This is a genomic window from Nocardiopsis sp. CA-288880 (genome assembly GCF_050955985.1).
GTDB lineage: Bacteria > Actinomycetota > Actinomycetes > Streptosporangiales > Streptosporangiaceae > Nocardiopsis > Nocardiopsis tropica.
The window spans coordinates 3,200,194-3,222,306 of sequence record NZ_CP192105.1; the positions used below are offsets into that span (position 1 = coordinate 3,200,194).

General features: G+C 74.9%; 21 protein-coding genes. 12 read left to right on the forward strand and 9 right to left on the reverse strand.

All coding sequences use genetic code 11. The annotated features are described in order from the left end of the window. Positions 1–84: 84 nt before the first annotated feature. Positions 85–816, forward strand: a complete 732-nt coding sequence (locus ACQPYD_RS13655; RefSeq protein WP_433701358.1) for a TetR/AcrR family transcriptional regulator — start codon at positions 85–87, stop codon at positions 814–816. On the opposite strand, the gene ACQPYD_RS13660 is transcribed toward ACQPYD_RS13655, so the two are convergent. Both ACQPYD_RS13660 and ACQPYD_RS13665 read right to left on the reverse strand, forming a co-directional pair. Continuing rightward, on the reverse strand, positions 794–1,096 hold the full coding sequence (locus tag ACQPYD_RS13660; protein WP_433701359.1) for a hypothetical protein: 303 nt from the start codon (positions 1,094–1,096) through the stop codon (positions 794–796). The genes ACQPYD_RS13655 and ACQPYD_RS13660 overlap by 23 nt on opposite strands. Before the next feature lie 118 nt (positions 1,097–1,214). Then, positions 1,215–2,222: an alpha/beta fold hydrolase gene (locus ACQPYD_RS13665; protein WP_433701360.1), complete on the reverse strand. Its 1,008-nt coding sequence runs from the start codon at positions 2,220–2,222 to the stop codon at positions 1,215–1,217. Between the two features lie 90 nt (positions 2,223–2,312). Between ACQPYD_RS13665 and ACQPYD_RS13670 the strand changes: the two genes are divergently transcribed. The 6 genes from ACQPYD_RS13670 to ACQPYD_RS13695 all read left to right on the forward strand — a co-directional run bounded on the left by ACQPYD_RS13670 (position 2,313) and on the right by ACQPYD_RS13695 (position 8,786). After that, a complete protein-coding gene (locus tag ACQPYD_RS13670) occupies positions 2,313–2,879 on the forward strand; it encodes a TetR/AcrR family transcriptional regulator (protein WP_433701361.1) in 567 nt (188 codons plus the stop codon). A gap of 414 nt (positions 2,880–3,293) precedes the next feature. After that, complete coding sequence (locus tag ACQPYD_RS13675) at positions 3,294–3,575, forward strand: hypothetical protein (RefSeq protein WP_433701362.1); 282 nt, start codon at positions 3,294–3,296, stop codon at positions 3,573–3,575. Continuing rightward, a complete protein-coding gene (locus ACQPYD_RS13680; protein ID WP_433701363.1) occupies positions 3,568–4,620 on the forward strand; it encodes a polyprenyl synthetase family protein in 1,053 nt (350 codons plus the stop codon). Before ACQPYD_RS13675 ends, ACQPYD_RS13680 begins: the two co-directional genes overlap by 8 nt. A 22-nt stretch (positions 4,621–4,642) precedes the next feature. Next, positions 4,643–5,803, forward strand: a complete 1,161-nt coding sequence (locus tag ACQPYD_RS13685; protein WP_433701364.1) for an oxygenase MpaB family protein — start codon at positions 4,643–4,645, stop codon at positions 5,801–5,803. Positions 5,804–6,014: 211 nt separating this feature from the next. After that, a complete protein-coding gene (locus tag ACQPYD_RS13690; RefSeq protein WP_433701365.1) occupies positions 6,015–7,193 on the forward strand; it encodes an anhydro-N-acetylmuramic acid kinase in 1,179 nt (392 codons plus the stop codon). A gap of 87 nt (positions 7,194–7,280) precedes the next feature. Continuing rightward, positions 7,281–8,786 (forward strand): sodium:solute symporter, encoded by a 1,506-nt coding sequence (locus ACQPYD_RS13695; RefSeq protein WP_433701366.1) that lies wholly within the window; start codon positions 7,281–7,283, stop codon positions 8,784–8,786. 52 nt (positions 8,787–8,838) lie between these two features. Here the strand turns inward: ACQPYD_RS13695 and ACQPYD_RS13700 are convergent, their stop codons facing one another. Continuing rightward, the gene (locus tag ACQPYD_RS13700; RefSeq protein ID WP_433701367.1) at positions 8,839–9,186 is read right to left on the reverse strand and encodes a DoxX family protein; all 348 of its coding nucleotides are present in this window, start codon (positions 9,184–9,186) and stop codon (positions 8,839–8,841) included. 339 nt (positions 9,187–9,525) lie between these two features. Between ACQPYD_RS13700 and ACQPYD_RS13705 the strand changes: the two genes are divergently transcribed. After that, positions 9,526–10,425: a virginiamycin B lyase family protein gene (locus ACQPYD_RS13705; protein ID WP_433701368.1), complete on the forward strand. Its 900-nt coding sequence runs from the start codon at positions 9,526–9,528 to the stop codon at positions 10,423–10,425. Between the two features lie 198 nt (positions 10,426–10,623). Here the strand turns inward: ACQPYD_RS13705 and ACQPYD_RS13710 are convergent, their stop codons facing one another. Then, positions 10,624–12,039 carry a PLP-dependent aminotransferase family protein gene (locus tag ACQPYD_RS13710; protein ID WP_433701369.1) on the reverse strand — a complete coding sequence of 472 codons (1,416 nt, stop codon included), beginning with the start codon at positions 12,037–12,039 and terminating at the stop codon, positions 10,624–10,626. Between ACQPYD_RS13710 and ACQPYD_RS13715 the strand changes: the two genes are divergently transcribed. Further along, positions 12,038–13,075 carry a DMT family transporter gene (locus tag ACQPYD_RS13715; protein ID WP_433701370.1) on the forward strand — a complete coding sequence of 346 codons (1,038 nt, stop codon included), beginning with the start codon at positions 12,038–12,040 and terminating at the stop codon, positions 13,073–13,075. The two genes, ACQPYD_RS13710 and ACQPYD_RS13715, sit on opposite strands and share 2 nt — an antisense overlap. Here the strand turns inward: ACQPYD_RS13715 and ACQPYD_RS13720 are convergent. From ACQPYD_RS13720 to ACQPYD_RS13730, 3 genes are all read right to left on the reverse strand, one after another. Then, on the reverse strand, positions 13,072–13,821 hold the full coding sequence (locus ACQPYD_RS13720; RefSeq protein WP_433701371.1) for a hypothetical protein: 750 nt from the start codon (positions 13,819–13,821) through the stop codon (positions 13,072–13,074). The two genes, ACQPYD_RS13715 and ACQPYD_RS13720, sit on opposite strands and share 4 nt — an antisense overlap. A 170-nt stretch (positions 13,822–13,991) precedes the next feature. Continuing rightward, positions 13,992–14,126 (reverse strand): MFS transporter small subunit, encoded by a 135-nt coding sequence (locus ACQPYD_RS13725; protein WP_433701373.1) that lies wholly within the window; start codon positions 14,124–14,126, stop codon positions 13,992–13,994. Positions 14,127–14,209: 83 nt separating this feature from the next. Next, on the reverse strand, positions 14,210–15,565 hold the full coding sequence (locus ACQPYD_RS13730; protein ID WP_433701374.1) for an L-lactate MFS transporter: 1,356 nt from the start codon (positions 15,563–15,565) through the stop codon (positions 14,210–14,212). A gap of 969 nt (positions 15,566–16,534) precedes the next feature. On the opposite strand from ACQPYD_RS13730, the gene ACQPYD_RS13735 reads away from it, so the two are divergent. After that, a complete protein-coding gene (locus tag ACQPYD_RS13735) occupies positions 16,535–17,572 on the forward strand; it encodes an LLM class flavin-dependent oxidoreductase (protein ID WP_433702042.1) in 1,038 nt (345 codons plus the stop codon). A 254-nt stretch (positions 17,573–17,826) separates the two neighbouring features. Further along, a complete protein-coding gene (locus tag ACQPYD_RS13740) occupies positions 17,827–18,393 on the forward strand; it encodes a type I-E CRISPR-associated protein Cas6/Cse3/CasE (protein ID WP_433701375.1) in 567 nt (188 codons plus the stop codon). 80 nt (positions 18,394–18,473) lie between these two features. Here the strand turns inward: ACQPYD_RS13740 and ACQPYD_RS13745 are convergent, their stop codons facing one another. Together ACQPYD_RS13745 and ACQPYD_RS13750 are read right to left on the reverse strand one after the other, a co-directional pair. Further along, entirely contained in the window at positions 18,474–18,899 is a 426-nt protein-coding gene (locus ACQPYD_RS13745) for a hypothetical protein (protein WP_433701377.1), read from the reverse strand. 36 nt (positions 18,900–18,935) lie between these two features. Beyond that, complete coding sequence (locus ACQPYD_RS13750; protein WP_433701378.1) at positions 18,936–19,661, reverse strand: hypothetical protein; 726 nt, start codon at positions 19,659–19,661, stop codon at positions 18,936–18,938. Positions 19,662–20,218: 557 nt separating this feature from the next. Here ACQPYD_RS13750 and ACQPYD_RS13755 point away from each other — a divergent pair. After that, positions 20,219–21,859, forward strand: coding sequence for a glycoside hydrolase family 10 protein (locus ACQPYD_RS13755; protein WP_433701379.1), 1,641 nt, complete (start codon positions 20,219–20,221; stop codon positions 21,857–21,859). Positions 21,860–22,113: the final 254 nt, after the last annotated feature.

Consider the following 22,113-nt stretch of genomic DNA (forward strand, 5'->3'; position numbering starts at 1 on the left):
CGGGCATGGGGGCCTCCCCGAGGTAAACTCCGTACACCGTTCGACTTATCGAACAGTGTACGGAGTTCTCGGGAGGAGACAACGGTGGCGACCGCCGACGACCCCACGACCACCCTCGGGCTGCTGTGGGACGGGCCGGCGCGGCCCCGGCGGGGGCCCCGGCACCACCTCACCGTCGACGCCCTCGTCGGAGCCGCCCTGGAGATCGCGGAGCAGGAGGGCGTCGACGCCCTGTCCATGCGCGGTCTCGCGGCCAGGCTCGGCGTGGGAGCGGCCACCCTGTACACCTACGTCCCCGACAAGTCGGCCCTGATCGCCCTCATGGTGGACACGATGATCGGCGAGGCGCCGCTGCCGCACACCCGCCCGGGGGACTGGCGGGAGCGCGTCGAGGCGTGGGCGCGCGCGACCCTGCGCGCGTACCGCGAACACCCCTGGCTCGTCCGGCTGACGGACGCCGCGCAGCCCGTCGGCCCCCACGCCTTCGCCTGGACCGACTCCGCGCTCCGGGTCTTCGACGGCACCGGCCTGACCGGCCACGAGGCGCTCACGGTCGTCGAGGCCGTCGACGGCTACACCCGCGGCCACGTCGCGAAGGCGGTCGGGGCCGACCGGGCCGCGCGGTGGACCACCCCCGACGGACGCACGTGGGACACGGTGCAGGACGCCTTCCTGGAGGCGCACGCGGAGCCCGGCCGCTACCCGGCGATCGAGCGCCTCACCGGAGCCCCCGGTACCGAGGAGGTGTTCGAGGCGGGGCTCGCCTGGCTCCTGGACGGCGTCGCACAGAGGATCAGGGAGCGCGCCGCCGGGTAGCCGCGCGGTGCTCCGCCAGCAGGCCGGGCGAGAGCAGGTGGGACAGGCGCGCCCGCTCCAGCCGGTCGACCAGGCCCGAGCGCGTGGTGCCCAGGGACAGGGCCGCCCGGTCCAGCTCCCAGCCGGCCTCCCCGAGCACCCGGAGCAGTCGGCCGCGGCGGCTCTGGGCGGGGGAGAGCCGGAGCGACTTGAGGTAGGCGACGCGGCCGTGCCGGTCCGCGACGACCTCCCCGACATGGTCGACGCCCCCGCGGGCGAAGGCCGGGACGAGCCACCTCACCGTGAACGGGCGCTCCCGGGGGTCCGGCGTCCCGCCGGATCGCGGACAACTCCTCTCCCCGCGAACTGCCACGGACCGGGAAGGAGCCCACGGCGTCTGGGGCCGGCGCCACACCCCCTCACCGGTCGTGGGCGGCCCAGTACCCCTCCAGCTCCGTGCCGAGCCGTTCGGCGGCCTGCATGGGAAGGGAGTGGGTGGTGTCCGGCCAGACGGTGACGGGGTCCAGCCCCAGGGCCCGGGCGCGGTCCGCGGCCTCCCGGCCGCCCGCCAGGGACCTGTCGGCGGCCAGGTCGACCCGCACCGGCACGGACAGCGACCGCCACTCCCCGTCGGTGAGCGTCCGGGGCGTCAGGGAGGCGGCGGAGTAGTGCCGCGACCCCTCGTCGATCATCACCGACATCGGCGTGCGCTCGCGGACCTCCTCGACCGAGACGCCCCCGATCCCCGCCAGCGCGCGGTCCTTCCACGACTGCGGCCCCGGCAGGAAGAGCAGCACCGACCACAGGTAGGTCGAGGCGGGCAGCCCGTGCAGCACCATCACCGGTTCGAGCAGGGTCAGGGAGGCCACGCGGCCGGGGTGGGCGAGGGCGTGGGCGGTCGCGATCGCCCCGCCGAAGGAGTGCCCGACCACGTGCGCCCGTTCGAGGCCGAGCCCCGCGAGGGCCTGCTCCACCCAGGCGGCCTGGTCGTCGAACGAGGAGAAGGGCACCGACTGGGTCGACATGCCCGCGTCGCCGACCGCGTCCATGGCGTAGACGGTGCGCCGGCCGATCCAGTGGGCGAGGTTCTCGCCCCACATCGGCGCGCCGGAGCGGATCCCCGGCAGGAGCACCACCGGCAGCCCGCCCTCCGCCCCGTCGTCCGGGGCGGCCCACTCGTACACCCGCACGGAGCCGTACCCGGTGGCGACGTCGTGGGTGCGGGTCGGCGCGGGCAGGGCCGCCATCACGTCGTCGTAGGCGGCCCGGTAGGACTCGAACCCCTCGCGGCCGAGCCAGTGGCCCACCTCCGGTTCGGGCGCCGCGACCGAGGCGGCCTTGTCCACCACCAGCCACGCCACCACCAGGGCAGCCAGGACCTGCAGCACGCGGCGGCGCCGGGTCCGGCGCTCGGGCCTGTCACTCATGGGAACCCCCGGAAATACAGTCGTATTGGACCGAGTCCCGAGTGTACACCCCGGCAATACGTTCGTATTGTCCTTGGTTATGATGGCGGCATGGACAGCTCCGGGCCGGACGAACGAAGGACCGCCATCATCCGGGCGGTGTGGCACGTGATCGCGGAGAGCGGCATGGGCGCGGTGTCCATCCGCAACGTGGCCTCGGCCGCGGGGGCGTCGGTCGGGCGGATCCAGTACTGGTTCCCGAGCAAGGACGAACTCCTGCGGGCCGGCCTGGAGGAGATGCTCTCGGAGGCCGCGCGGCTCCACGCCGAGGCCACCCGCGGCGCCGACGACCGCGAGGCGCTGTGGCGGCTGGTCGGCCATTCCGTTCCCCGGGCGGAGTCGGACCGGGCCGGGGTCTCGGTGTTCCACCAGTACGTCGCCGCCGGTTTCCACCACCCGGAGCTGGCGCGCGTGCTGGCCGGGGCCAAGGACGGGGCGGAGGCCGAAGCGGCCCGGCTGCTCGCCGGGATCTCCCCCGGCCTCGCCGACCCCCGCGCGGCGGCCCGGTCGCTGATCGCCACCGCCGACGGCCTGTCCATGCGCGTGCTGATCGGCGGCCTCTCCGCGCCGGAGGCCGAGGAGGCACTGCGGGCCGAACTGGACAGGGTCCTGTCGTGAGCGGCGGGGGTCGTACCGGTTTCCGTGTGACGCGCCGGGTGGTCCGCGGGGTCTCCCCGCTGGGCGGCGATGACTCCCCCCGTCATTCACATTTCTCTTATGTCGGAAAAAAGCGACACGGGTTCCATGAATGGCGTTGACGGGTGTTATCGGGGTGCTTTTCGGTTGGGGGTATTCTTGCTGGATTCCAGGGCATCGCCCCTGTTCGGACGCTCCATGGTTGTTTCGGTCGCCCCGGGGGTGGTCCGGAAACACCATTGTGTTGACAAAGCCGACGATGGCGGAAGATGATCGCTCGACAAGGGACGCGCATCTGATATTTCTCCGTCCGGACTCCTCTTCTCCTGGATTCCCGGTACGTTCTCCACCGCGGTCCCTCGTCCCTTTCGTGTCGTCTGGAGATGGGGGAGCACCGTGGCGCACACCGGCGACGGCGGGGCAACCGGGGCCGTCGGCGAGCCGCTGCTCGTCGCGGCCGGGGCGGCCGACCTCGCGCTCGACCGCCTGGGCGCGGCCCTGCGGCGGACGAGGTCGCTGCTGGGCCGGTCCGACCTGGCCGACCTCGCCCGGGACGGCCGGGACGACCTGCGGGAGCGGGGACGGCTCGCCCTGCAGAGGTACGGGCGGACGCCCGAGTGCCACATGGAGGTGCTCGCACGGCGGGTCGCCTCCCGCACCGGACAGGGCGATGCCTGAGACCCCGGAGCAGGCACTGCTCCGGACCAGGGTGGACGCGGTCCTCCAGGAGTTCGTGCGGGAGGAGGCGGACCGGTTCGCCGCCGTCGACGCCGACCTGCTGCCCGTGGCCGAGCAGTTGTCCGTGGCGGTGGCCGGCGGCAAGCGCCTGCGCGCCGCGTTCTGCTACTGGGGGTGGCGCGCGGCCGGGCAGCCGGACAGCGACGCGCTCGTCCGCGCCGCCGCGGCGATGGAGCTGCTGCACGCCGCGGCCGTCGTCCACGACGACCTGATCGACGAGAGCCCGACGCGGCACGGCGTGCCGAGCGCCCACGCCGCGCTGGGGGCCGCCCTCGGCGGCCGGGCGCGCCCCCTGGCGGGCGGCCGCGCCCTCGCCATGCTGACCGGGGACCTGCTGATCGCCTGGGCGGCGCAGATGTTCCTCTCCTGCGGCCTGCCCTCCGCCTACCTGTCCCGTGCCCGCGACCTGTGGGCGGTCATGGCCCGGGAGCTGATCGCCGGGGAGTGCCTGGAGGTCCTGCGCACGGGGGCCCCGCCCGACACGGCCCGCTCGCTCCAGGTGATCCGGTACAAGACGGCCAAGTACACGGTCGAGCACCCGCTGCACATCGGCGGCGCCCTGGCCGGCGCGCCGGGGACGCTGATGGAGTCCTTCACCTCCTACGGCCTCCCCCTGGGCGAGGCGTTCCAGCTGCGCGACGACCTGCTCGGGCTGTTCGGCGACCCGGAGCGCACGGGCAAGTCGAACCTCGACGACGTCCGGGGCAACCGGCCGACCGCCCTGCTCGCCGAGACCTGGTCGGCCTCCACCTCGGCCGAGCGCCGGGAGCTGCGCGGCCTGCTCGGCCGCCGCGGCCTGGACCGCGAGGGCCTGGAGAGGGTGCGGGCGATCATGCTGCGCACCGGGGCCCCCGAGCGGATCGAGGAGATGATCACGCTGCGCGTGCGGGCCGCGAACGACGCCCTCGCCCGCGCGGACCTCCCGCACGGGGCCGCCGAGGCCCTGTCCCTGATGGTCGCCTCGGCCGCGGCCCGCCAGTCCTGAACCGTCGAAAGGCGAGACCCCCATGCCCTACACCCCCGAATCCATGGACGCGCTGCGGCTCGTGGGGGACGAACTCGCGGACGCGACGGTGGCCGCGCTCTTCGAGCGCGGCGAGGTCGGCAAGTTCAACACCCTCATGCGCTACTTCACCACGGTCGGCCAGGACCTCCCCGACGGGCTGCCCGACGTCGCCCGCGAGTACCTGCACACCACCGCCTCGCCGCCGGACTGGGTCGACTGGGGCGAGATGGAGAAGGCCCGGCTGTTCTTCATCGACAACAACGTGCACATCTCGACCGCCCTGGCCTTCGCGTCGATGCCCGCCTGCTACGTCGTGCCGCACGTGGCCAGGCTGCTCAGCGCGACCCACGCCCTGGAGTACCCCTCGCGGAGGATGGCGGAGACGGGGCAGTTCACCGTCTACCTCATGCAGCCCGACGCGTTCGAGGCGGGGAGCCGGTTCGTCCCCGCCGCGCAGAAGGTACGCCTGCTGCACGCCTCGATCCGCCACCACATGTGCCGTGAGGGGCGCTGGGACGAGGCGGCCCTCGGCACGCCGATCTGCCAGGAGGACATGATCGGCGGCCAGATGATGTTCTCCATCCAGGTCCTGGACGCGCTCCACCGGCTGGGCATCCACATGTCCACCGACGGCGCGGAGTCCTACTTCTACGCCTGGCGCGTCGTCGGCGCCATGCTCGGCATCAGCCCCGAACACGCCCCGGCCGACGCGGCGGCCGGCCGCCGGTTCTCCGACCTCTACATGACCCGGCACATGGGTCCCTCCGAGGAGGGGGCGCTGCTGACCCGCAGGCTCATCGAGCTCTACGAGGAGGTCGTCCCGGGCACCGTCCTGGACCCGGTCGTCGCCGCCCTCATCCGCTACCTCATGGGCGACACCTGCGCCGACTGGCTCCAGGTCCCGCGCACCGGCTGGGACACGGCCGTCAAGGCCTCGCCCGCCCTGCTCGGGATCCTCGAGCGCATCGAGGACCGCTCGCCCCTGGGCGCGTGGGCCCTGGACCGCCTCGGCCACATCACCACCCACCTGGAGCTCAGCTCCCTCACCCGCGGCCGGATCATGCAGTACGCGATACCCGAGCGCCTCAAGGGCGAGTACGGGGTCACCTCCACCGCCTCCCGCGTCCACCGCTGGACCCCGCCGCCGCCCACCCCCACCTGAGCGCCGGGCGTCCCGGCCGCGCGGCGCCATCGGGCTGCCCGGCCGCGTCCACAGGGCGGACAAGGGGGATTGACGCGGGCGTCACACACGGTATAAGCCTGGTGGGCAGACAGCGACCGGAGGTGCGGATGGTTGCCGGACGTGTCCGAACGCGCCGGGCGGGGCCCGGGACGCGCCGCCGGGACGCCGCCGTCCCCGGGGCGGAGGCCCCGTGATCGTCCTCGGGCTGTCCTCCGGAACCTCGGCCGACGGGATCGACGTCGCCGCCGCACGCCTGGAGCTGGACGCGGACCTGGTCCGCCTGGCGCCGCTGGGCCACCGCACCGTCCCCTACCCGGCAGACCTGCGCACGGAGCTCCGCGACGCCCTCCCGCCCGCGGCGACCACCATGCAGGCCGTGTGCCGGCTCGACACCCGCATCGGGCAGGCGTTCGCCGAGGCCGCGCGCCTGGGCGCGGACGAGCTCGCCGGAGGACGCGCGGACCTGGTGGCCTCGCACGGCCAGACCCTCTTCCACTGGGCCGAGGGGACCTCGGTGCACGGGACCCTCCAACTCGGCCAGCCCGCGTGGATCGCCGGGGCCACCGGCCTGCCGGTCGTGTCGGACCTGCGCACGGCCGACGTGGCGGCCGGGGGCCAGGGCGCGCCGCTGGCCGCGCTGCTGGACGTCCTCCTCCTCGGCGGGCGCGCCGAACCCGCGGCCGCACTGAACCTCGGCGGCATCGCCAACGTCACCGTCGTCCGGGACGGGGCCCCGCCCGTGGCCTTCGACACCGGTCCGGGCAACGCCCTGATGGACGCCGCGGTGCGCCGGGCGACCGGCGGGCGCGCCGACCTCGACGCCGACGGCGCCCTGGCCGGGGCCGGGCGCCCCGACCCCGCCCTGCTCGAACTCCTGCTCGCCGAGCCGTACTACGGGCTGGCCCCGCCCAAGTCCACCGGTCTGGAGCTGTTCGGCCCCGGCCACCTGGACGCGGCGCTGCGGCGCGCGGGAACACCGGAGGCCGCCGACCTGCTGGCCACCCTGGCCGAGCTCACCGCCGCCACCGTCGCGGACGCGCTGCGGCCCTACGGGACCGCCGACGTGTTCGCGTCCGGCGGCGGCACGCGCAACCCCGTGCTGATGGACCGGATCGCCGCCCGGCTCGCACCGGCGCGGCTCCGGCCGTTCGACGCCCTCGGGCTGGACAGCGACGCCAAGGAGGCCTACCTGTTCGCGCTGATCGGCTTCCTCACCTGGCACGGGATCGCCGGGTCCCTCCCCGGCTGCACGGGCGCGCGCCGCCCGTCGCTCGCCGGCCGCCTCACCCCGGGGGCCGGACCGCTCCGGCTGCCCGAACCGGCGGCCGTCGCACCCGCGCGCCTGAGAGTCGACGCGCCGGCGCCCTGACCCCGTCCCTCCCCGCCCCGCACACGCCGCACCGACCCCCGCGCCGTGACCCGCCCGCCCCCGCCCCCCACTTTCCGGAGCCGCCCCGTGCACGCCGTCGATCTCGCGGTCATCGTGGTGTACCTGCTGTGCTCGGCATGGCTCGGCCTGAAGCTGTCCGGCCGCCAGCGCAACACACGCGACTACTTCATCGGCGGCCGCAACCTGCCCTGGTGGGCGGTCTGCCTGTCCGTCGTGGCCACCGAGACGAGCGCCCTGACCGTCATCAGCGTCCCCGGCGTGGCCTACCTGGGGGACGTGACCTTCCTCCAGGTGGCGGTCGGCTACCTCATCGGGCGCGTCGTCGTCGCGTTCGTGCTGCTGCCCCGGTACTACCAGGGCGAGATGACCACGGCCTACGCCTACCTCGGCCTGCGCTTCGGCCGGGGCATGCAGAGCACGGCCTCGGTGACGTTCCTGTTCACCCGGCTCCTCGCGGACGGTGTGCGGATGTTCGCCGCCGCCATCCCCATGAAGATCGTCCTGGACTCCTACGGGCTCGAACTGCCCTACTTCACGATCATCGCCCTGCTCGGCGGCGTCACCGTCCTCTACACCCTCATCGGCGGCATCAGGGCGGTGGTGTGGGTGGACGTCCTCCAGATGGCGCTGTACGCGCTCGGAGGCGTCGTCGCCCTCGTCGTCATCGTCGAGAGCCTCGACGTGAACTTCCTCGCGGTCGCCGCGGAGGAGGGCAAGACCCGGTTCCTCGACTTCACGTCGGACCCGGTCTCCTCGCCGTACGCCACGGTCACCGCGGTGCTGGGAGGGGCCCTGCTCTCCACCGCCTCGCACGGCGCGGACCAGATCATCGTGCAGCGGCTGCTGGGCTGCCGCAGCCTCCGCGACGCGCAGAAGGCGGTGATCGGCAGCGCCGTCGTGGTCTTCCTCCAGTTCGCCCTGTTCCTCACGGTGGGCCTGGCCCTGTACTCCTACTTCGAGGGCGCCTCGACCGAGCAGCTCGGCCTCGCCAACTCCGACGAGCTGTTCCCGGTGTTCATCGTCGAGGGGCTGCCCACGGGCCTGTCGGGGCTCCTGCTCGCCGGCATCATGGCGGCCGCGATGAGCACCCTGTCCTCGTCCCTGTCGGCGCTGTCGTCCTCCACCATGGCCGACCTCTACGAACGGTTCGCCCGCCGCCCCCTCACCGACGTCCAGGGGCTGCGGCTCGGGCGCCTGTTCACCCTCGGGTGGGGACTGGTGTTCGTCGGCGCGGGGGCGATGTTCACCGGGACGGACACCCCCGTCGTCGAACTGGGCCTGTCCGTGGCCAGCATCACCTACGGCGGCCTCCTGGGCGCGTTCTTCCTGGGCCTGTGGGTCCGCCGGGCCCGCCAGGCCGACGCCGCCGTCGCCTTCGCGGCGGCCGTCGCGACGATGGCCTGCCTCTTCCTCTTCGCGCCGGGCCTGGTCGGGTTCACGTGGTACACGGCGATCGGCACGGCCGTCGTGCTCGGTCTGGGCTACCTGCTGTCGCTGCGCCACCGCGGGAGCGCCCCCGCTCCGGCTCCGGAGGCGGAGCCGGAGCGGACGCCGGACGGGGAGGGCCCCTGACCCCGCGCGGCGGGGCCCGGACCCCGGTCCCCGGGACGCAGGTCCGGCGCCCTCACACGGCGAGGGACAGGACCAGGGAGCCGGCCGCCGCGCCGAGGAACCCGAGGGGCACGAGGAGGGACGGGTCCGGCGCCCTCAGGTGCACGGCCACCGCGCCGGCGAAGAACAGGACCAGGCCGAGCGCGGCCGCCGTCCCCACGAGCGGCACCCCTGCCAGTCCGAGGAGCAGGCCCAGGGCCCCGGCCCCCTTGAGCAGACCCAGCGCGGTCAGCCAGGACTCGGGCACCCCCACGGCGGCCGAGTTGGCGAGGACGAACCGGGCGCGGAGGAGGTCCGCCACGGCGAAGAAGCCGTTCGCGGCGGCGGTGAGCACGGTCACCGCGATGTAGGCGGCGGTCATGACGGCCTCCCGCCCGCCGCCGTGGCGACCGGGGGCCGGGGGCCGCGATCCCGCGCGCCCGTGGTCGAGCCCGTGGTCGCGCCCGTGTCGGAACGGGCCGTTCGAGGGGTCATGTCCTTCCACCTCCGGGAAGTGTCGCTCCGGTGTGCCTCGCCCCTCCTGACGGGCGCCGGCCCCGGAACGTGACACGGCCCCCCGCGCCCCGGGGCCGACGGCCGCCGCACGCCCGCCCGGCCTCACCGGGGGCGCGGCCCACCGCGCTGCCGCGCCGCGCGCGGAAAAGCGGTTGCGCGCGCCCCGCCCCTCGACCACGATGGTCCGCCTGACAGGAGGCACCGGATGACCCACCACGCACACGCCCGCACCCTCCGGGAGCACCCGCTGGCAGCGCCGGGCGCCGGCCCCTACGGCGTCACCGGAGCGGACGACGGCACCCTCTGGGCCACGCTCGTCCACCACGGGCAGATCGCCCGCCTGGCGCCGGACGGCGCGACGACCCTGTACCCGCTGGACTCCGCGACCTGCGGCCCCTCGCTCATCACCCCGGGCCCCGACGGCGCGCTCTGGTTCACCCGCACCCAGGACGACAGGATCGGCCGCATCACGGCGGAGGGCGAGGCGGGGTCCTTCGCGCTGCCCGCCCCCGGCGCACGCCCCTTCGGCATCGCGGCGGGCCCCGACGGGGCGCTGTGGTTCACCGAGATGAACACCGACCGCATCGGGCGCATCACCCCGGACGGGGAGATCACCGGGTTCCCCCTGCCGACCCGGGGCGGCTTCCCGTCCTTCGTCACCGCGGGGCCGGACGGGGCCCTGTACTTCACCCTCAACCAGGCCGACGCGGTCGGCCGGATCACCGTCGGCGGGCACGTCACCGTCCACGCCCTCCCCACCCGCGGCGCGGCTCCCGTGGGCATCACCGCGGGCGCCGACGGGGCCCTGTGGTTCGTGGAGATCGGCGCCGGACAGGTCGGACGCCTCACGCCGGACGGCGACGTCCGGGAGTTCCCCCTGCCCCGGCGCGGCTCGCGGCCCCACGCGATCACCGCCGACCCCGCAGGGGGGTGCTGGTTCACGGAGTGGGGCGCGAACCGGATCGGGCACGTCACCGCCGAGGGGGAGATCGACCTGGTCGACCTCCCGACCCCCCGCAGTGAACCCCACGGGATCGCGGTCACCGCGGACGGCGCGGTGTGGGCCGCCCTGGAGAACGGGAGCCTCGCCCGCCTGGACCCGTGAGACCGGGCGCGGGGAGCCCCCGGACCCGGGGGCGGCGGCCCGTCCCCGCACCGGCGCGCCCACTACCGGGGGCTGCGGGCCTGACAGCGGCGGGGTCGCGGCGCCGGGCGCGGCGGTCGGCAGACCCCCGGCCGGACCGGCGCGCGCGTCACCGGGGACCGCGGCCGGGGGAGCGGGTCCCGCGCCCCCGGCGCGGGATCAGCGCGGCGCCTGGCGCGCGAGCGCCCGGCCGAGCGCGCGCACCCCCTCGGGGAAGGACCCGGGATCCGGGCCGGCGTAGTTGAGCCGCAGGTGGGGGCCGGTGGGTTCGGCGGGGAACCACTCGTCTCCCGGGGCGACGACGACCCCGAGGTCCTCGCAGTCCGCGACGAGCCGCGCCAGGTCGGTGCTGTCGGGGAGCCGGACCCAGAGGTTCAGCCCGCCCCGGGGCAGCGCCTCCAGGTGCGCGGCGGGGACGTGCTCGCGCAGGGCGCCGGCGAGGAGGTCGCGCCGGGCGGCCAGCTGGTGGCGCAGCCCCCGCAGGTGGGTGCGCCAGGCGGGCTGGGTGACGACGTCGAGCGCGACGGCCTGCAGCACGCCGCTGACGTACAGGGACCCGGCCCGGGCGTCGGCGAGGATCCGCTCCCGGGCGGGGCCGCGGGCGACCACCCCGGCGACGCGCACGGCCGGGGACACGCTCTTGGTCAGCGAGCGCAGGTACACCACGTGCCCGCCGTCGTCGCGCGCGGCCACGGGCGCCGGCCCGTCCTCGATCCCGAAGTCGTGCGCCCAGTCGTCCTCGATCAGGAACGCCCCGGAGCGGCGCACGGTGTCCAGCACCCGGTCGGCCAGGTCTGGCGACCAGCGCGCCCCTGTGGGGTTGGCGAAGTTCGGCTGGGCGTAGAAGGCGCTCGCCCCGGTGCGCTCGAACGCGCGGACCAGGGCGTCCGGGTCCGGCCCCCCGGCGCCGCTGGGCACCGGCACGACCCGCACCCCCGACTGCGCGGCGGCCAGGAGCGCCCCCCAGTAGGTGGGCGACTCCACCAGCAGCGGGCGGCCCGCGCCGACCAGGGCGCGGAAGGCGGTGCTGAGCCCGCTCTGGCTTCCCGGCAGGACGACGGCGTCGCCGGGGGCGGGCGGCGCGACCCCGGCGGGGGAGTCCGCCCCCAGCTCGGTCGCGAACCACGCCCGCAGGTCCGGGAGGCCCGCGTCCGGGGGCCTCGCGACGGCCGACGCGCCGCGTGCGGCCCGGGTGAACGCTCCGCGCACCAGGCGCTCGGGGAGGAGTTCGCGGTCGGGGTAGCCCGAGTGCAGGGCGACCGCGCCGTCGGGGGCGGTGCGCAGCGCGGCGGCCGACCGGGGCGCGCGCTGGGCCGTCGGGCCGAGCGCGGCGGTCTGCCACCCGTAGTCGTGCGGACGCGCGGCCCGGGCCGCGCGGACGAAGGTCCCCACCCCGGGGCGGCTCTCCACCGCTCCCTGGGAGACCAGTGTCCGCAGCGCCTTCTGCACCGTGACCGGGCTCGCCCCGTACTGCGCCACCAGGACCCGCGTGGACGGCAGCCTCGCCCCCGGCGGGGCCGTGGCGATCCACTCGCGGAGCCCTGCGACGATACGCGAACTGCTATCGTTGTTCATGAAGAACAACAGTAGCGCTACTCAAGTGGCGCGACCAGCGCTATCCTCGCGGGCCGGGCTGCCGTGGGGCCTGCTCGGGGTCGCGGCGTTCTCCCTGACCATCCCCTTCACACGTGTGGCCGTCGAGGGCGGCGGGATGTCACCGCTGTTCACCGGCTCCGGCCGTGCGGTCGTCGCCGCGCTCCTGGCGGCCGCCGCCCTGGCGTGCACCGGGCAGAGCCTGCCGCGCGGCAGCCAGTGGGGCCGCCTGGCCGTCGTCGCCGGGGGTGTGGTCGTCGGTTTCCCGGTACTCACCTCCTTCGCCCTCACCTCCGCCTCGGCGGGCCACGGTGCCGTCGTGATCGCCCTCCTGCCCGCGGCGACGGCGGTGACGGCGGCGCTCCGCGGGCGCGAGAGGCCCCCGGCCCGCTTCTGGACCATGGCGGCCGTCGGCGCGGTGGCCGCCGCCGTGTTCGCCTCGCTGCAGGGCGGCGGGTTCGGCGGACCGTCCTGGTCCGACCTCCTGCTGTTCGGCGCCGTGGCCGCGGCCGCGGTCGGCTACGCGGAGGGCGGGCTCCTGGCGCGCGAACTCGGCGCGTGGCAGACCGTCTCCTGGGCGCTCGTCCTGTCCTTCCCGCTGATGGCCGTTCTCACGGGGGCGGCGGTGGCCGACCGGCCGCCGAGCGGCTCCCCGGCCGAGTGGGCGGCCTTCGCCTACCTGGCGGTGGTGAGCATGTTCCTCGGCTTCTTCGCCTGGTACCGGGGGCTGGCGATCGGCCCGATGGCGCAGGTCAGCCAGGTCCAGCTCGTCCAGCCGGTCATGACCATCGGCTGGGCCGCCCTGCTCCTGCACGAACAGCTCACCTGGCCCACCGTCCTCGGAGGGGTGGCGGTGGTCGCCTGCGCGGCGACGGCCGTCCGCGCCCGCCTGCGGCCGTCCGGGGGAGCCGGGGACGCGGCGGGGGCCGACCCGGCGCAGCGGAGCCGTGGCGGGGCCGGCGGGGGCCGCCCCGACCGGTGGACCACGGGCCGGTGGCGCACGGGACCTCGTGGCTAGCCGCCACGACCCCTCCCGTGCGCGGCCCCGCCCGGTTTCGCCGGGCGGGGTTCGGACCGGCCCGGACGGAGGAACGGGGTCCGGACACGGGGCGCGTTCCCCGTGAGGGCGGTGAACCCCTCCGGCGTGATTCCCGGACGGGAGGCCCGCCGGGCGTCCGGCCCGAGGCCCCGGAGGGCCGCCCGTACACCGTGCCCCTCGTTGCGCAGGTCCTCCTGGCGGACCCTGGCCGTCACGAGTTCCAGGTCGCGCCGGACGAGCCCGAAGCGGCCGTCCGTCCTCACCGCGTCGAGAACGCCGGTGAGCAGCTCCTGCGCCTGCCGCCACCGCCCGAGCCCGCGCAGGGCCTTGCTGGTCTCCCACCGCATGGTCCACATGAGGCGGGCGCTCTCCTCCGCGTCGTTGCGCAGCGACGGGATCGCCTCGGCGTGCCCACGCAGCCGCTGGACCGACTGCTCCTGGCGCCGGGCCGCGTCGCTCAGCAGCTCCTCCGCCCTGGCGTGGTCACCGCTCGCCAGACTCGCCAGGCCTTCCCGGTACAGGGCGGCGGGGAGCATGCGCTCGGCCCGCAACGCATACATGCGGGCCGGGCCGACGTGCTCGTTCCGCAGCCGGGCGCCCAGATCCCCGATCAGGCGGGAGAGGCCGTGCTCCAGTTCGGGCAGGTTCCCCGTGGCGTCCTCTGCCAGCGACTCCAGGCGCGCCAGTTCCGCTGCGAGGGCGGGTTCGTCCGAGGGGGCGGGCATGGAGGGACCTCACCTGTGTCGTGGCATCGGCCTCGGCCGCGCCAGGGAAAGCGTGCGCACGAGAGTCTTCCGAACCGGGGCCGGGGTCGCAAGGGCCCCCGGCGCACCGTCGCGGGCGCGGCTCCGCCCCCGCCCGGGTCGGGGAGCCGCGCCCGCGACGGGTTTCCCGGTCAGCCGGTGAACAGGGCCGCGGCCTGGACCGCGGTCTGCACCACCCCGTAGCCCAGGGCGACGACCACGACCGCCCACAGGAAGAGCGCCGCCGCCTTCGACAGCGTCTGCCCGCCTCGTTGCGTACCGTCCACCGGGTCCTCCCTCCGCGGCCCGGTGCCTCCGGGCGCTTCCAGTTCCGCCTGCCCTCCGGGTGCTCCCGGCGTCCGTCCGGCGCTCACGCGACCGCCTCGCGGGACCGGTCCGGGCCGGCCTCTCCCGTGGTCCGCGTCGAGGACGCGGACAGCGGGCGCACCAGCATGTTGGCCGTGAACCCGACCGCCATCACGGCCACCATGAGGTACAGGGAGGCGGTGTACAGGTCGGCGCCCGAACGGCCCGCCGCGAGCTGGCTGTCGGCGACCACGTTGACGATCAGCGGCCCCGCGATGCCCGCGCACGACCACGCGGTGAGGATGCGGCCGTGGACGGCTCCGACGTTGAACGAGCCGAACAGGTCCTTCAGGTAGGCCGGGATCGTCGAGAAGCCGCCGCCGTAGAAGGACAGGATGACACCGGTGACCGCCACGAAGAGCGCAACGGAACTCGTTCCGGCCACGGCGATGACCAGGTACAGCACGCAGCCGAGCCCCAGGTAGCCGATGTAGGTGCGCTTGCGCCCGAGGGCGTCGGACGTGGAGGACCAGATGAAGCGCCCCAGCATGTTGCACAGCGAGAGGACGCCGACGTACCCGGCGGCCTCGGCCGGGCCCACGCCGGTGAAGAAGTCCTGCACCATGGGGGCGGCCTGCTCGAGGATGCCGATCCCGGCGGTGACGTTGCAGAAGAGCACGATCCACAGCAGCCAGAACTGGCGGGTGCGGAAGGCCGCCTCCACGCTGAGGCCGTCCTGGACCTGTTCGCGCGCGGGGGGCGCCTGGGCGGGCGTGCCGCCCTCGGGCGTCCACCCCGGCGGCGGAACCCGGACGGTCGCGGCGCCCAGCATCATGGCCGTGAAGTACACGGCGCCCAGGGTGAGGAACGTGGGGACGATCGCCTCGGAGGGCGTCGCGGCGTACCGGTCCAGGAGAGCGGAGGACAGCGGGGACGCGATGAGGGCGCCGCCGCCGAACCCCATGATGGCCAGGCCCGTGGCCATCCCCGGGCGGTCCGGGAACCACTTGATCAGCGTGGAGACGGGGGAGATGTACCCGATGCCGAGGCCGATCCCGCCGAGGAACCCGTAGCCGAGGTAGAGCAGCCAGAGCTGGCCGGTCGCCACGCCGAGCGAGCCGACCAGGAAACCGCCCGCCCAGCACACCCCGGAGACGAACATGGCCTTGCGCGGGCCGTTGCGCTCCACCCACTTGCCGCCGAACGCGGCGGACAGGCCGAGCATGACGATGGCGATGCTGAAGACGACCCCGATCGCGGTCAGCGAGGTGTCGAACCGTTCGACCAGGGGGGTCTTGAAGACGCTGAAGGCGTACACCTGGCCGATGGAGAGGTGGACGGCGAGTGCCGCCGGCGGGATGAGCCACCGGCTGTAGCCCGGGGGAGCCACGCTTCTCTCGCGGTCAAGGAACGACGGCATGGAGCATCCTCTTCACTGATCGGGCACGCGCGGTATCCGGTCGCCGCGCGCGGGTCTTCCAGGTGCGGTCCCGTTCGGGACGGGGGCTCGTGCGGAGCGCCGTCCGGGGCGGGAGGGACCGCGGGGGCGCTACCGGTCCGGTCCTCCGCCGACGCGGTGCGAGGCGCCGGGGAGCGCGCGACCGGGCCCGGGGGCCGGGCGCCCGGCCGCGGCGGGGCCCCGCACGACGGTTCCCGCGCACGCGGGAGAAACGCCGGGAATGCGGTTTCCGCATTTCGGGACGGGGGCGCCGGAAAAGAAGGCGATGGTGGGTGTCGCGGTGAAAGGCGCGGGCCCGGAAACAGGGCGCGCCTGTACCGTCAGGACGCCATTGCGCCCTTCTGCCAGCGCCGTGGGGTACCTGAGCTGGCTCGACAACATGCGGACACAGTACAGGTGCGTATGCCGCCGAACAAGGGCGGACCCCCCTGTTGCGGAGGCGGCCGGTCACGCGCGGTCCCGGGCGGCCGACGGAGGAGGGGCCCGCCGCCCTCCCCGGGCCGCGCCTCCCGGCGGGTTCGGCGGGAAGAGCGGAAAAGGCGCCCGGGCTCCCACGCGTTCTTTCCGGATACGGGGCGGGGGGTCCGGGCGGGGCCACGCGTGGATTCCGGTGCATTCCTGGAACGGGGCGGGGGAAACGGCGAAAGGGGAGGGGTGGAAAAGGCGGAGGGAAGGCATTCCCCGTGCCCGCCGATCCGCCCGCCGGCGCCGGACGGCCCGCGTGCCCGCTCCTTCCGGGGCGGTTGTCCCGGCCGGGCTCCGGCGCCGCGGCCGCCCCCGGACCGACCGCGCGGGCGGCCTGCGCACCCCCGCGCGGCCGGGCCGCGTGACCCATCCCACCGGACGCGCGACGGTCGCGCACGGGGCGTCGGGGCGGCCGGTTGCCTAGGATCTTCCTACTGTCCAGACAGGGAAAGTGCGGTGGAAGCGATGACCGTCCCGGAACGCCCCCTCTCGAAGCTGGGATTCCTCACGATCGGCCTGTTCGACGAGGACGAACCCGCCGCGGGCCACGAGAACACGCTCCGGATGATCGAACTCGGGGAGCGGCTCGGCTTCGACAGCGCCTGGCTGCGCGACCGGCACCTCCAGCACGGCATCTCCTCGCCCGTCGCGGTCCTGGCCGCGGCCACCCAGCGCACCTCCCGCATCGAGCTGGGCACGGCGGTGATCCCGCTCGGACTGGAGAACCCGTTCCGGCTGGCGGAGGACCTCGCGACCGTCGACGTCCTCAGCGGCGGACGGCTCAACCCGGGGGTCAGCGTGGGGCCTCCCACCCACTACGACCACATCAAGCAGCACCTCTACCCGGACAGCTGGGACGCGGAGGACTTCGGCCGCACGCGCCTGTCCCGGCTCCTGCACAACCTGCGCGGCGAACCGGTCAGCACGTTCTCCGGCCGGGAGGGCATCGAGACGTACTCGCGGCGCGTCCAGCCGCACTCGCCGGGGCTGGCCGGCCGCGTCTGGTACGGGGCGGCCGGGCTGGCCTCCGCCGAATGGGCGGGGGAGCAGGGGCTCAACCTGCTGACCAGCAGCGTGGTCCGGGCCGAGGAGGACGACGACTTCGCCCGCGTGCAGCGCTCCCACATCCTGCGGTTCCGCGAGCGCCACCCGCTCGGGGAGCGGGCGCGCGTCTCGCAGGGGCTCGTGGTGGTCCCCACCGACAGCGCCACGCCCGCGCAGCGCCGCAAGTACGAGGAGTACGCGCGGGGCCGTCTCGCGCGCACCACCGCGCCGCAGGGGCCGGGGCGCCTCCTCTTCGCCCCGGACCTCGTGGGGAGCTCGGAGCGGATCGCGCAGGCGCTGGCGGAGCACGCCGGGTTCCAGCAGGTGGACGAGGTCGTGTTCGCGCTGCCCTTCACGTTCGAGTACGAGGACTACGAGCAGATCCTCACCGACACCGCCACACGGCTGGGCCCCCTGCTCGGCTGGACGCCCGCGGGGCGGAGCGGTCAGGGGACGTGAGGACCGGACCGGGCCGTGCGGAACCGGGCCGCCCGGTCCGGGCCGTCCAGAACCGGGTCGCCCGGGCGGGGGCGGACCACCGTGCCGTGCGGCGGGGCCGGGGCGCCACGACCGGGCCGCCACCCCGGTGAACGGGACGAACAGGCGTCCGGGCCTCGTACAGTGAAGGATCCAGAGCGGACGGGGGAGGCCCGGCCGTCCGCGCCCGCACACACGCCCCGCCCCGGCGGGGACGAGACCCGGATCGGAAATCCTTGTACCTGGCTCGCATCAGTCTCAACCCCAAGCGCAGTACCCCCATGGACCAGTGGGCGTCCATGGGGCGGTCCGTACGGGAGGCCGTCGACCCCGACCCGGACTCCGACGCCCGGGTGCTGTGGGCGCGCGTGTCCCCGACCACGCTCGTGGTCAGCTCCGACACGGCCCCAGCCTGGGGGAAGATCCCCGGCGCGTACGCGGCGACGATGCAGCCGCCGCCCCGCCACACCGAGGGCGAGACCATCCGCTGGGAGCTGATCGCCGCGCCCACCGGGCAGCGCGGGGCCGACGCGGACGCCGACGAGCCGCGACCGCGGGGCAAGCGGGTCGCCCTGGAGGAGTCGGAGTTCCAGGAGTGGATCGAGGCCAAGACGGCGGGCGCGCTGAGGGTGACGTCCGCCAAATGGAAGCGGCTGGGCGGCAGGCCCGCCCGGTACCACTTCACGGGCCAGGCCGTCGTGGAGGACAGCGAGGCGCTCCAGGAGCTGTGCCTGGGAGGGATCGGCGCGGGACGCGGCACCGGCGCCGGCCTGCTCCTGACCAGCACCGCGCCGACCGTCTAGGGAGGCAGGCCCCGGAGGGGGCCCGGGGCCGCGGTGCCGGGGTCGGCACCGCGGGCGCTCCGGGCAGGGGGCAGGCGCCCTCAGTGGGCGACGGACTCCAGGTACTCGTTGATGAGCTTGACGTCGAGGTGGTCCTTGCTCCGGCCCAGGAGCGTCTTCCACACCCGCACGTTGTCCAGGACCGCGAAGCGGAGGCCGTCGATCACCTCGGCGCCGTCGATCAGCTCGTCGACCGTCCAGATGTCGGGGAACCACCCGTTGAGGATCTCGACCCGGTCGTCGAAGAGGAGGACCCGGCGGACCCCGTCGCCGAAGGGTGCGTCCTCGGGCTCGCCCAGGGTCAGCGCCCTCTCCCAGGCGGCCCCGCGGGCGACGACGTCGATGTCCCCGACCTCCCAGCGGAGGTCGTGGGCCAGGAGCGGGCCGCTGCCGGCGATGACGAAGTCGTGTTCGGGAAGTCCTAGCGACAGGACCTTCTTGACGAGGTCGTGTTCTCTGAGGTACACAGACACCCTCCTGAGTCGGGCGGCGTCGCACCCGTCTCACGACATTATAGTGAGGGCCGCGAATCCGACGAAGGCCGCGACCCCCAGGCTGCTCAGGGAGCCGATCATGAAGTACTCCGCGAAGCCCTTCTGGTGGGCCCGCAGATCGGGGAACCGGGCCAGCGCCTTGACGGCCACGACGAGGGCCGCGCCCTCGGGGCGGCCGGCGAGCACGAAGGCGTAGATCAGCGAGCGCTCCAGCCACCCGATCACCGCTCCCGCGCCCCTCAGCGACCTCATCTCCGCGCCCTCCTCCTCGTCGAGGACCTTCGTGAACGGGCGCAGGAGGTGCGTGACCACCTCCCCGCCGATGAACGTCGCGAGGACGAACCCGGCGACGACGACGAAGAGGCGGTCGTCCCCGAACAGCCGGGCCGCGAGCGCGACGGAGCCGGACGCGTCGTGGACCAGGGCCCCGACCAGGCAGACGCCCGCGAGCGCGCCCAGGGGCCACAGCACGAGCCCGGGCCGGTCGTTGAACAGGGTCGGCGACGTCTGGGCGTTCTCGTCCTCCCTGGCGAGGCGGGCGAGGGCGACCGCGATGGCGGGGCAGGCGAGCAGGAGGAGCGCCGGCCCCCAGCCGGGCAGGAGCGGCGCCAGCGCGTACAGCCCGAAGGCGAGGGCCACCAGCGCGGCCCGCCACCAGGTGCGGCGGGCCCACGGCAGGCTGTAGGACAGGAGCACGGAGATGCCCGCGCCGACGACGACGCGCAAGAGGTCCACCGGGTACGGCCCTTTCCACGGGGTGAGGGGACGGACCGGTCCCGCGTGCGGCGCGGGACGCCGCCGGGAGGGGGAGCGGCAGGGCGGGCGCCGCGCCCCGGGAGCGCCCGGGACGTCGTTCCCGCCCTCTCCGGCGCCCGCGCCCGGGGGAACGGAAGGTCCGGGATCCCGGGCAGTCTAGGGTGTGCGCGGCGGTTCGGCGAAGAGGGCCCGCCCGCGGCCGTCCGCGGTTCCACGGCGTCGCGTGAGGGCCCGCCCGCGGCCGTTCCCGGCGGCGTCCCGCGCCGGTCGGCGGGGCCCGGCCCGCACCCGCACGACCCCCGGGCGGAGCCGCCCCCGTCCGCCGACACGGCGGGTCGGCAGGGTGCGGCAGAACGCCCATAAGGCTCTTTCTTTCATATGAGTATCAACCTCCCGTAGGACTCTTGCCTTCGTTCGGCAAATCATGAAGGTTCTCTTCTGAAAGCGACCTGGCCGTCGCGCACAGTTGTCCCGGGGCGGCGACCGGCCCCCCGCCCGCCCTCCGCCCGCGCGGACACAAGTCGGAAGGAGCCACGTTGGCGCCATCGCACCGGAACCGCACCGCGTCCCGGCCCTCACGGGCCGCGGTTCTGATCCCCCGAACGGCCCTCCTCTGCGGCGCCCTCGCCGCCGTGCTCACCACCTCCCTGGCCACCGCGCCGGCCGGCGCCGCCCCGCGCGGGACCGGGACGGGCGCCCCTGACCGGGTGTGCGAGACGGATCCCCAGGCCCCGCCCAAGCGGCAGATGCGCGCCGAGTGGATCGCCGGGGTGCAGAACATCGACTGGCCCAGCGAGCAGGGGCTCAGCCCCGAGGAGCAGCAGGCCGAGCTCGCCGCGCTCTACGACCGGGCGGTGGACGACGGCCTCAACGCCGTGTTCGTGCAGATCCGCCCCACCGCCGACGCGTTCTGGCCCTCCCCGTACGAGCCCTGGTCGGAGTGGCTGACCGGCGAGCAGGGCGGCGACCCCGGCTACGACCCCCTGGAGTTCGCCGTCGAGGAGGCCCACGCCCGCAACCTCGAGTTCCACGCCTGGTACAACCCCTACCGGGTCGCCATGCACGCCGACCCGGCGCGGCTGGTCGAGGACCACCCCGCCCGGCAGAACCCGGACTGGGTCTTCGAGTACGGGGGCAGGCTCTACTACGACCCGGGCGTCCCCGAGGCCCGCGAGTTCGTGATCGAGGCGATGATGCACTCGGTCGAGAACTACGACCTGGACGGGGTCCACTTCGACGACTACTTCTACCCCTACCCGGTGGCGGGGCAGACGATTCCGGACGGGGACACCTTCGCCGAGCACGGCGGCGGGTTCGACGACGTGGCGGACTGGCGCCGGAACAACGTCGACCTGATGGTCCAGGGCATGAGCGAGGCGGTGCACGCCGCCAAGCCCCACGTGAAGTTCGGCATCAGCCCCTTCGGGATCTGGCGCAACGCCTCCAGCGACCCGGACGGCTCCGACACCAACGGCTCCCAGTCCTACGACGGCCAGTACGCGGACAGCCGCAAGTGGGTCACCGAGGGGTGGCTCGACTACATCAACCCGCAGGTCTACTGGGAGATCGGCCTGCCGGTGGCCGACTACGCGGTGCTGGTCCCCTGGTGGGAGGAGGTCGCGGAGGGCACCGGCACCCACCTCTACATCGGCCAGGCCGCCTACAAGGCGGGCAACGCGGGAGCCTGGTCCGACCCGCGCGAGCTCGCCCGGCACCTGGAGTTCAACCGCGACCGCCCCGGCGTGCACGGCGACGTCTACTTCAGCGCCACCTCGCTGGCCACCAACGCACGGGCGGGCATGGACGTCGTGGTGGACGAGCACTACGCCCACCCCGCCCTGGTCCCCGTCAAGGAGGACCTCGGAGGGGCAGCGCCGGCCGAGCCCGTGGTCGCCAGCGCCGTGAGGGGGGACGGCGGCACCGAGCTGACCATCCGGCCGGGGCGCGGCCAGGACCCCGCCTACTACGCGGTCTACGCCTTCGACGGCCCGCCCGGGAGGGACGGGACCGCGTGCGGCATCGAGGACCCGCGCTCCATGGTCGGCACGGTCCGTGCCGAGGGCCGGGAGACGGTCTTCACCGCGCCCTCCGCGGAGGGCGACCGCACCTACTACGTGACCGCACTGGACCGCCTGCACCACGAGAGCGGTGTGAGCAACCCGCGCTACGTGCGCTGACACCGACCACCCCCGGAAGAGCGGCGCCCGGGGGCCGTGCCCCGCGGTACGGCTCCCGGACGTTTCCCGGGACCGCTCCTCCAGGGCCCGCCCCGCGGGCCCGTCCCTCCCGTCCCGTCCTGCGGACCCGTCGCCGGATCCCGCCGCGGGCTCGTCGCCGGTCGCCGACCGGCCCTTCCTGCGAGTCCGTCGCGACCGACTCGGCCTCGGCGGCTCCCGGCGGGCCCGAACCCCGCCCCGGCCGCGGCCCCGCG

Coding starts and splice junctions, on each gene's coding strand:
- ACQPYD_RS13665 (WP_433701360.1), bottom strand. CDS start 2,222: ATGAGTGACAGGCCCGAGCGCCGGACCCGGCGCCGCCGCGTGCTGCAG.
- ACQPYD_RS13670 (WP_433701361.1), top strand. CDS start 2,313: ATGGACAGCTCCGGGCCGGACGAACGAAGGACCGCCATCATCCGGGCG.
- ACQPYD_RS13680 (WP_433701363.1), top strand. CDS start 3,568: ATGCCTGAGACCCCGGAGCAGGCACTGCTCCGGACCAGGGTGGACGCG.
- ACQPYD_RS13685 (WP_433701364.1), top strand. CDS start 4,643: ATGCCCTACACCCCCGAATCCATGGACGCGCTGCGGCTCGTGGGGGAC.
- ACQPYD_RS13700 (WP_433701367.1), bottom strand. CDS start 9,186: ATGACCGCCGCCTACATCGCGGTGACCGTGCTCACCGCCGCCGCGAAC.
- ACQPYD_RS13705 (WP_433701368.1), top strand. CDS start 9,526: ATGACCCACCACGCACACGCCCGCACCCTCCGGGAGCACCCGCTGGCA.
- ACQPYD_RS13715 (WP_433701370.1), top strand. CDS start 12,038: ATGAAGAACAACAGTAGCGCTACTCAAGTGGCGCGACCAGCGCTATCC.
- ACQPYD_RS13710 (WP_433701369.1), bottom strand. CDS start 12,039: ATGAACAACGATAGCAGTTCGCGTATCGTCGCAGGGCTCCGCGAGTGG.
- ACQPYD_RS13720 (WP_433701371.1), bottom strand. CDS start 13,821: ATGCCCGCCCCCTCGGACGAACCCGCCCTCGCAGCGGAACTGGCGCGC.
- ACQPYD_RS13730 (WP_433701374.1), bottom strand. CDS start 15,565: ATGCCGTCGTTCCTTGACCGCGAGAGAAGCGTGGCTCCCCCGGGCTAC.
- ACQPYD_RS13735 (WP_433702042.1), top strand. CDS start 16,535: ATGACCGTCCCGGAACGCCCCCTCTCGAAGCTGGGATTCCTCACGATC.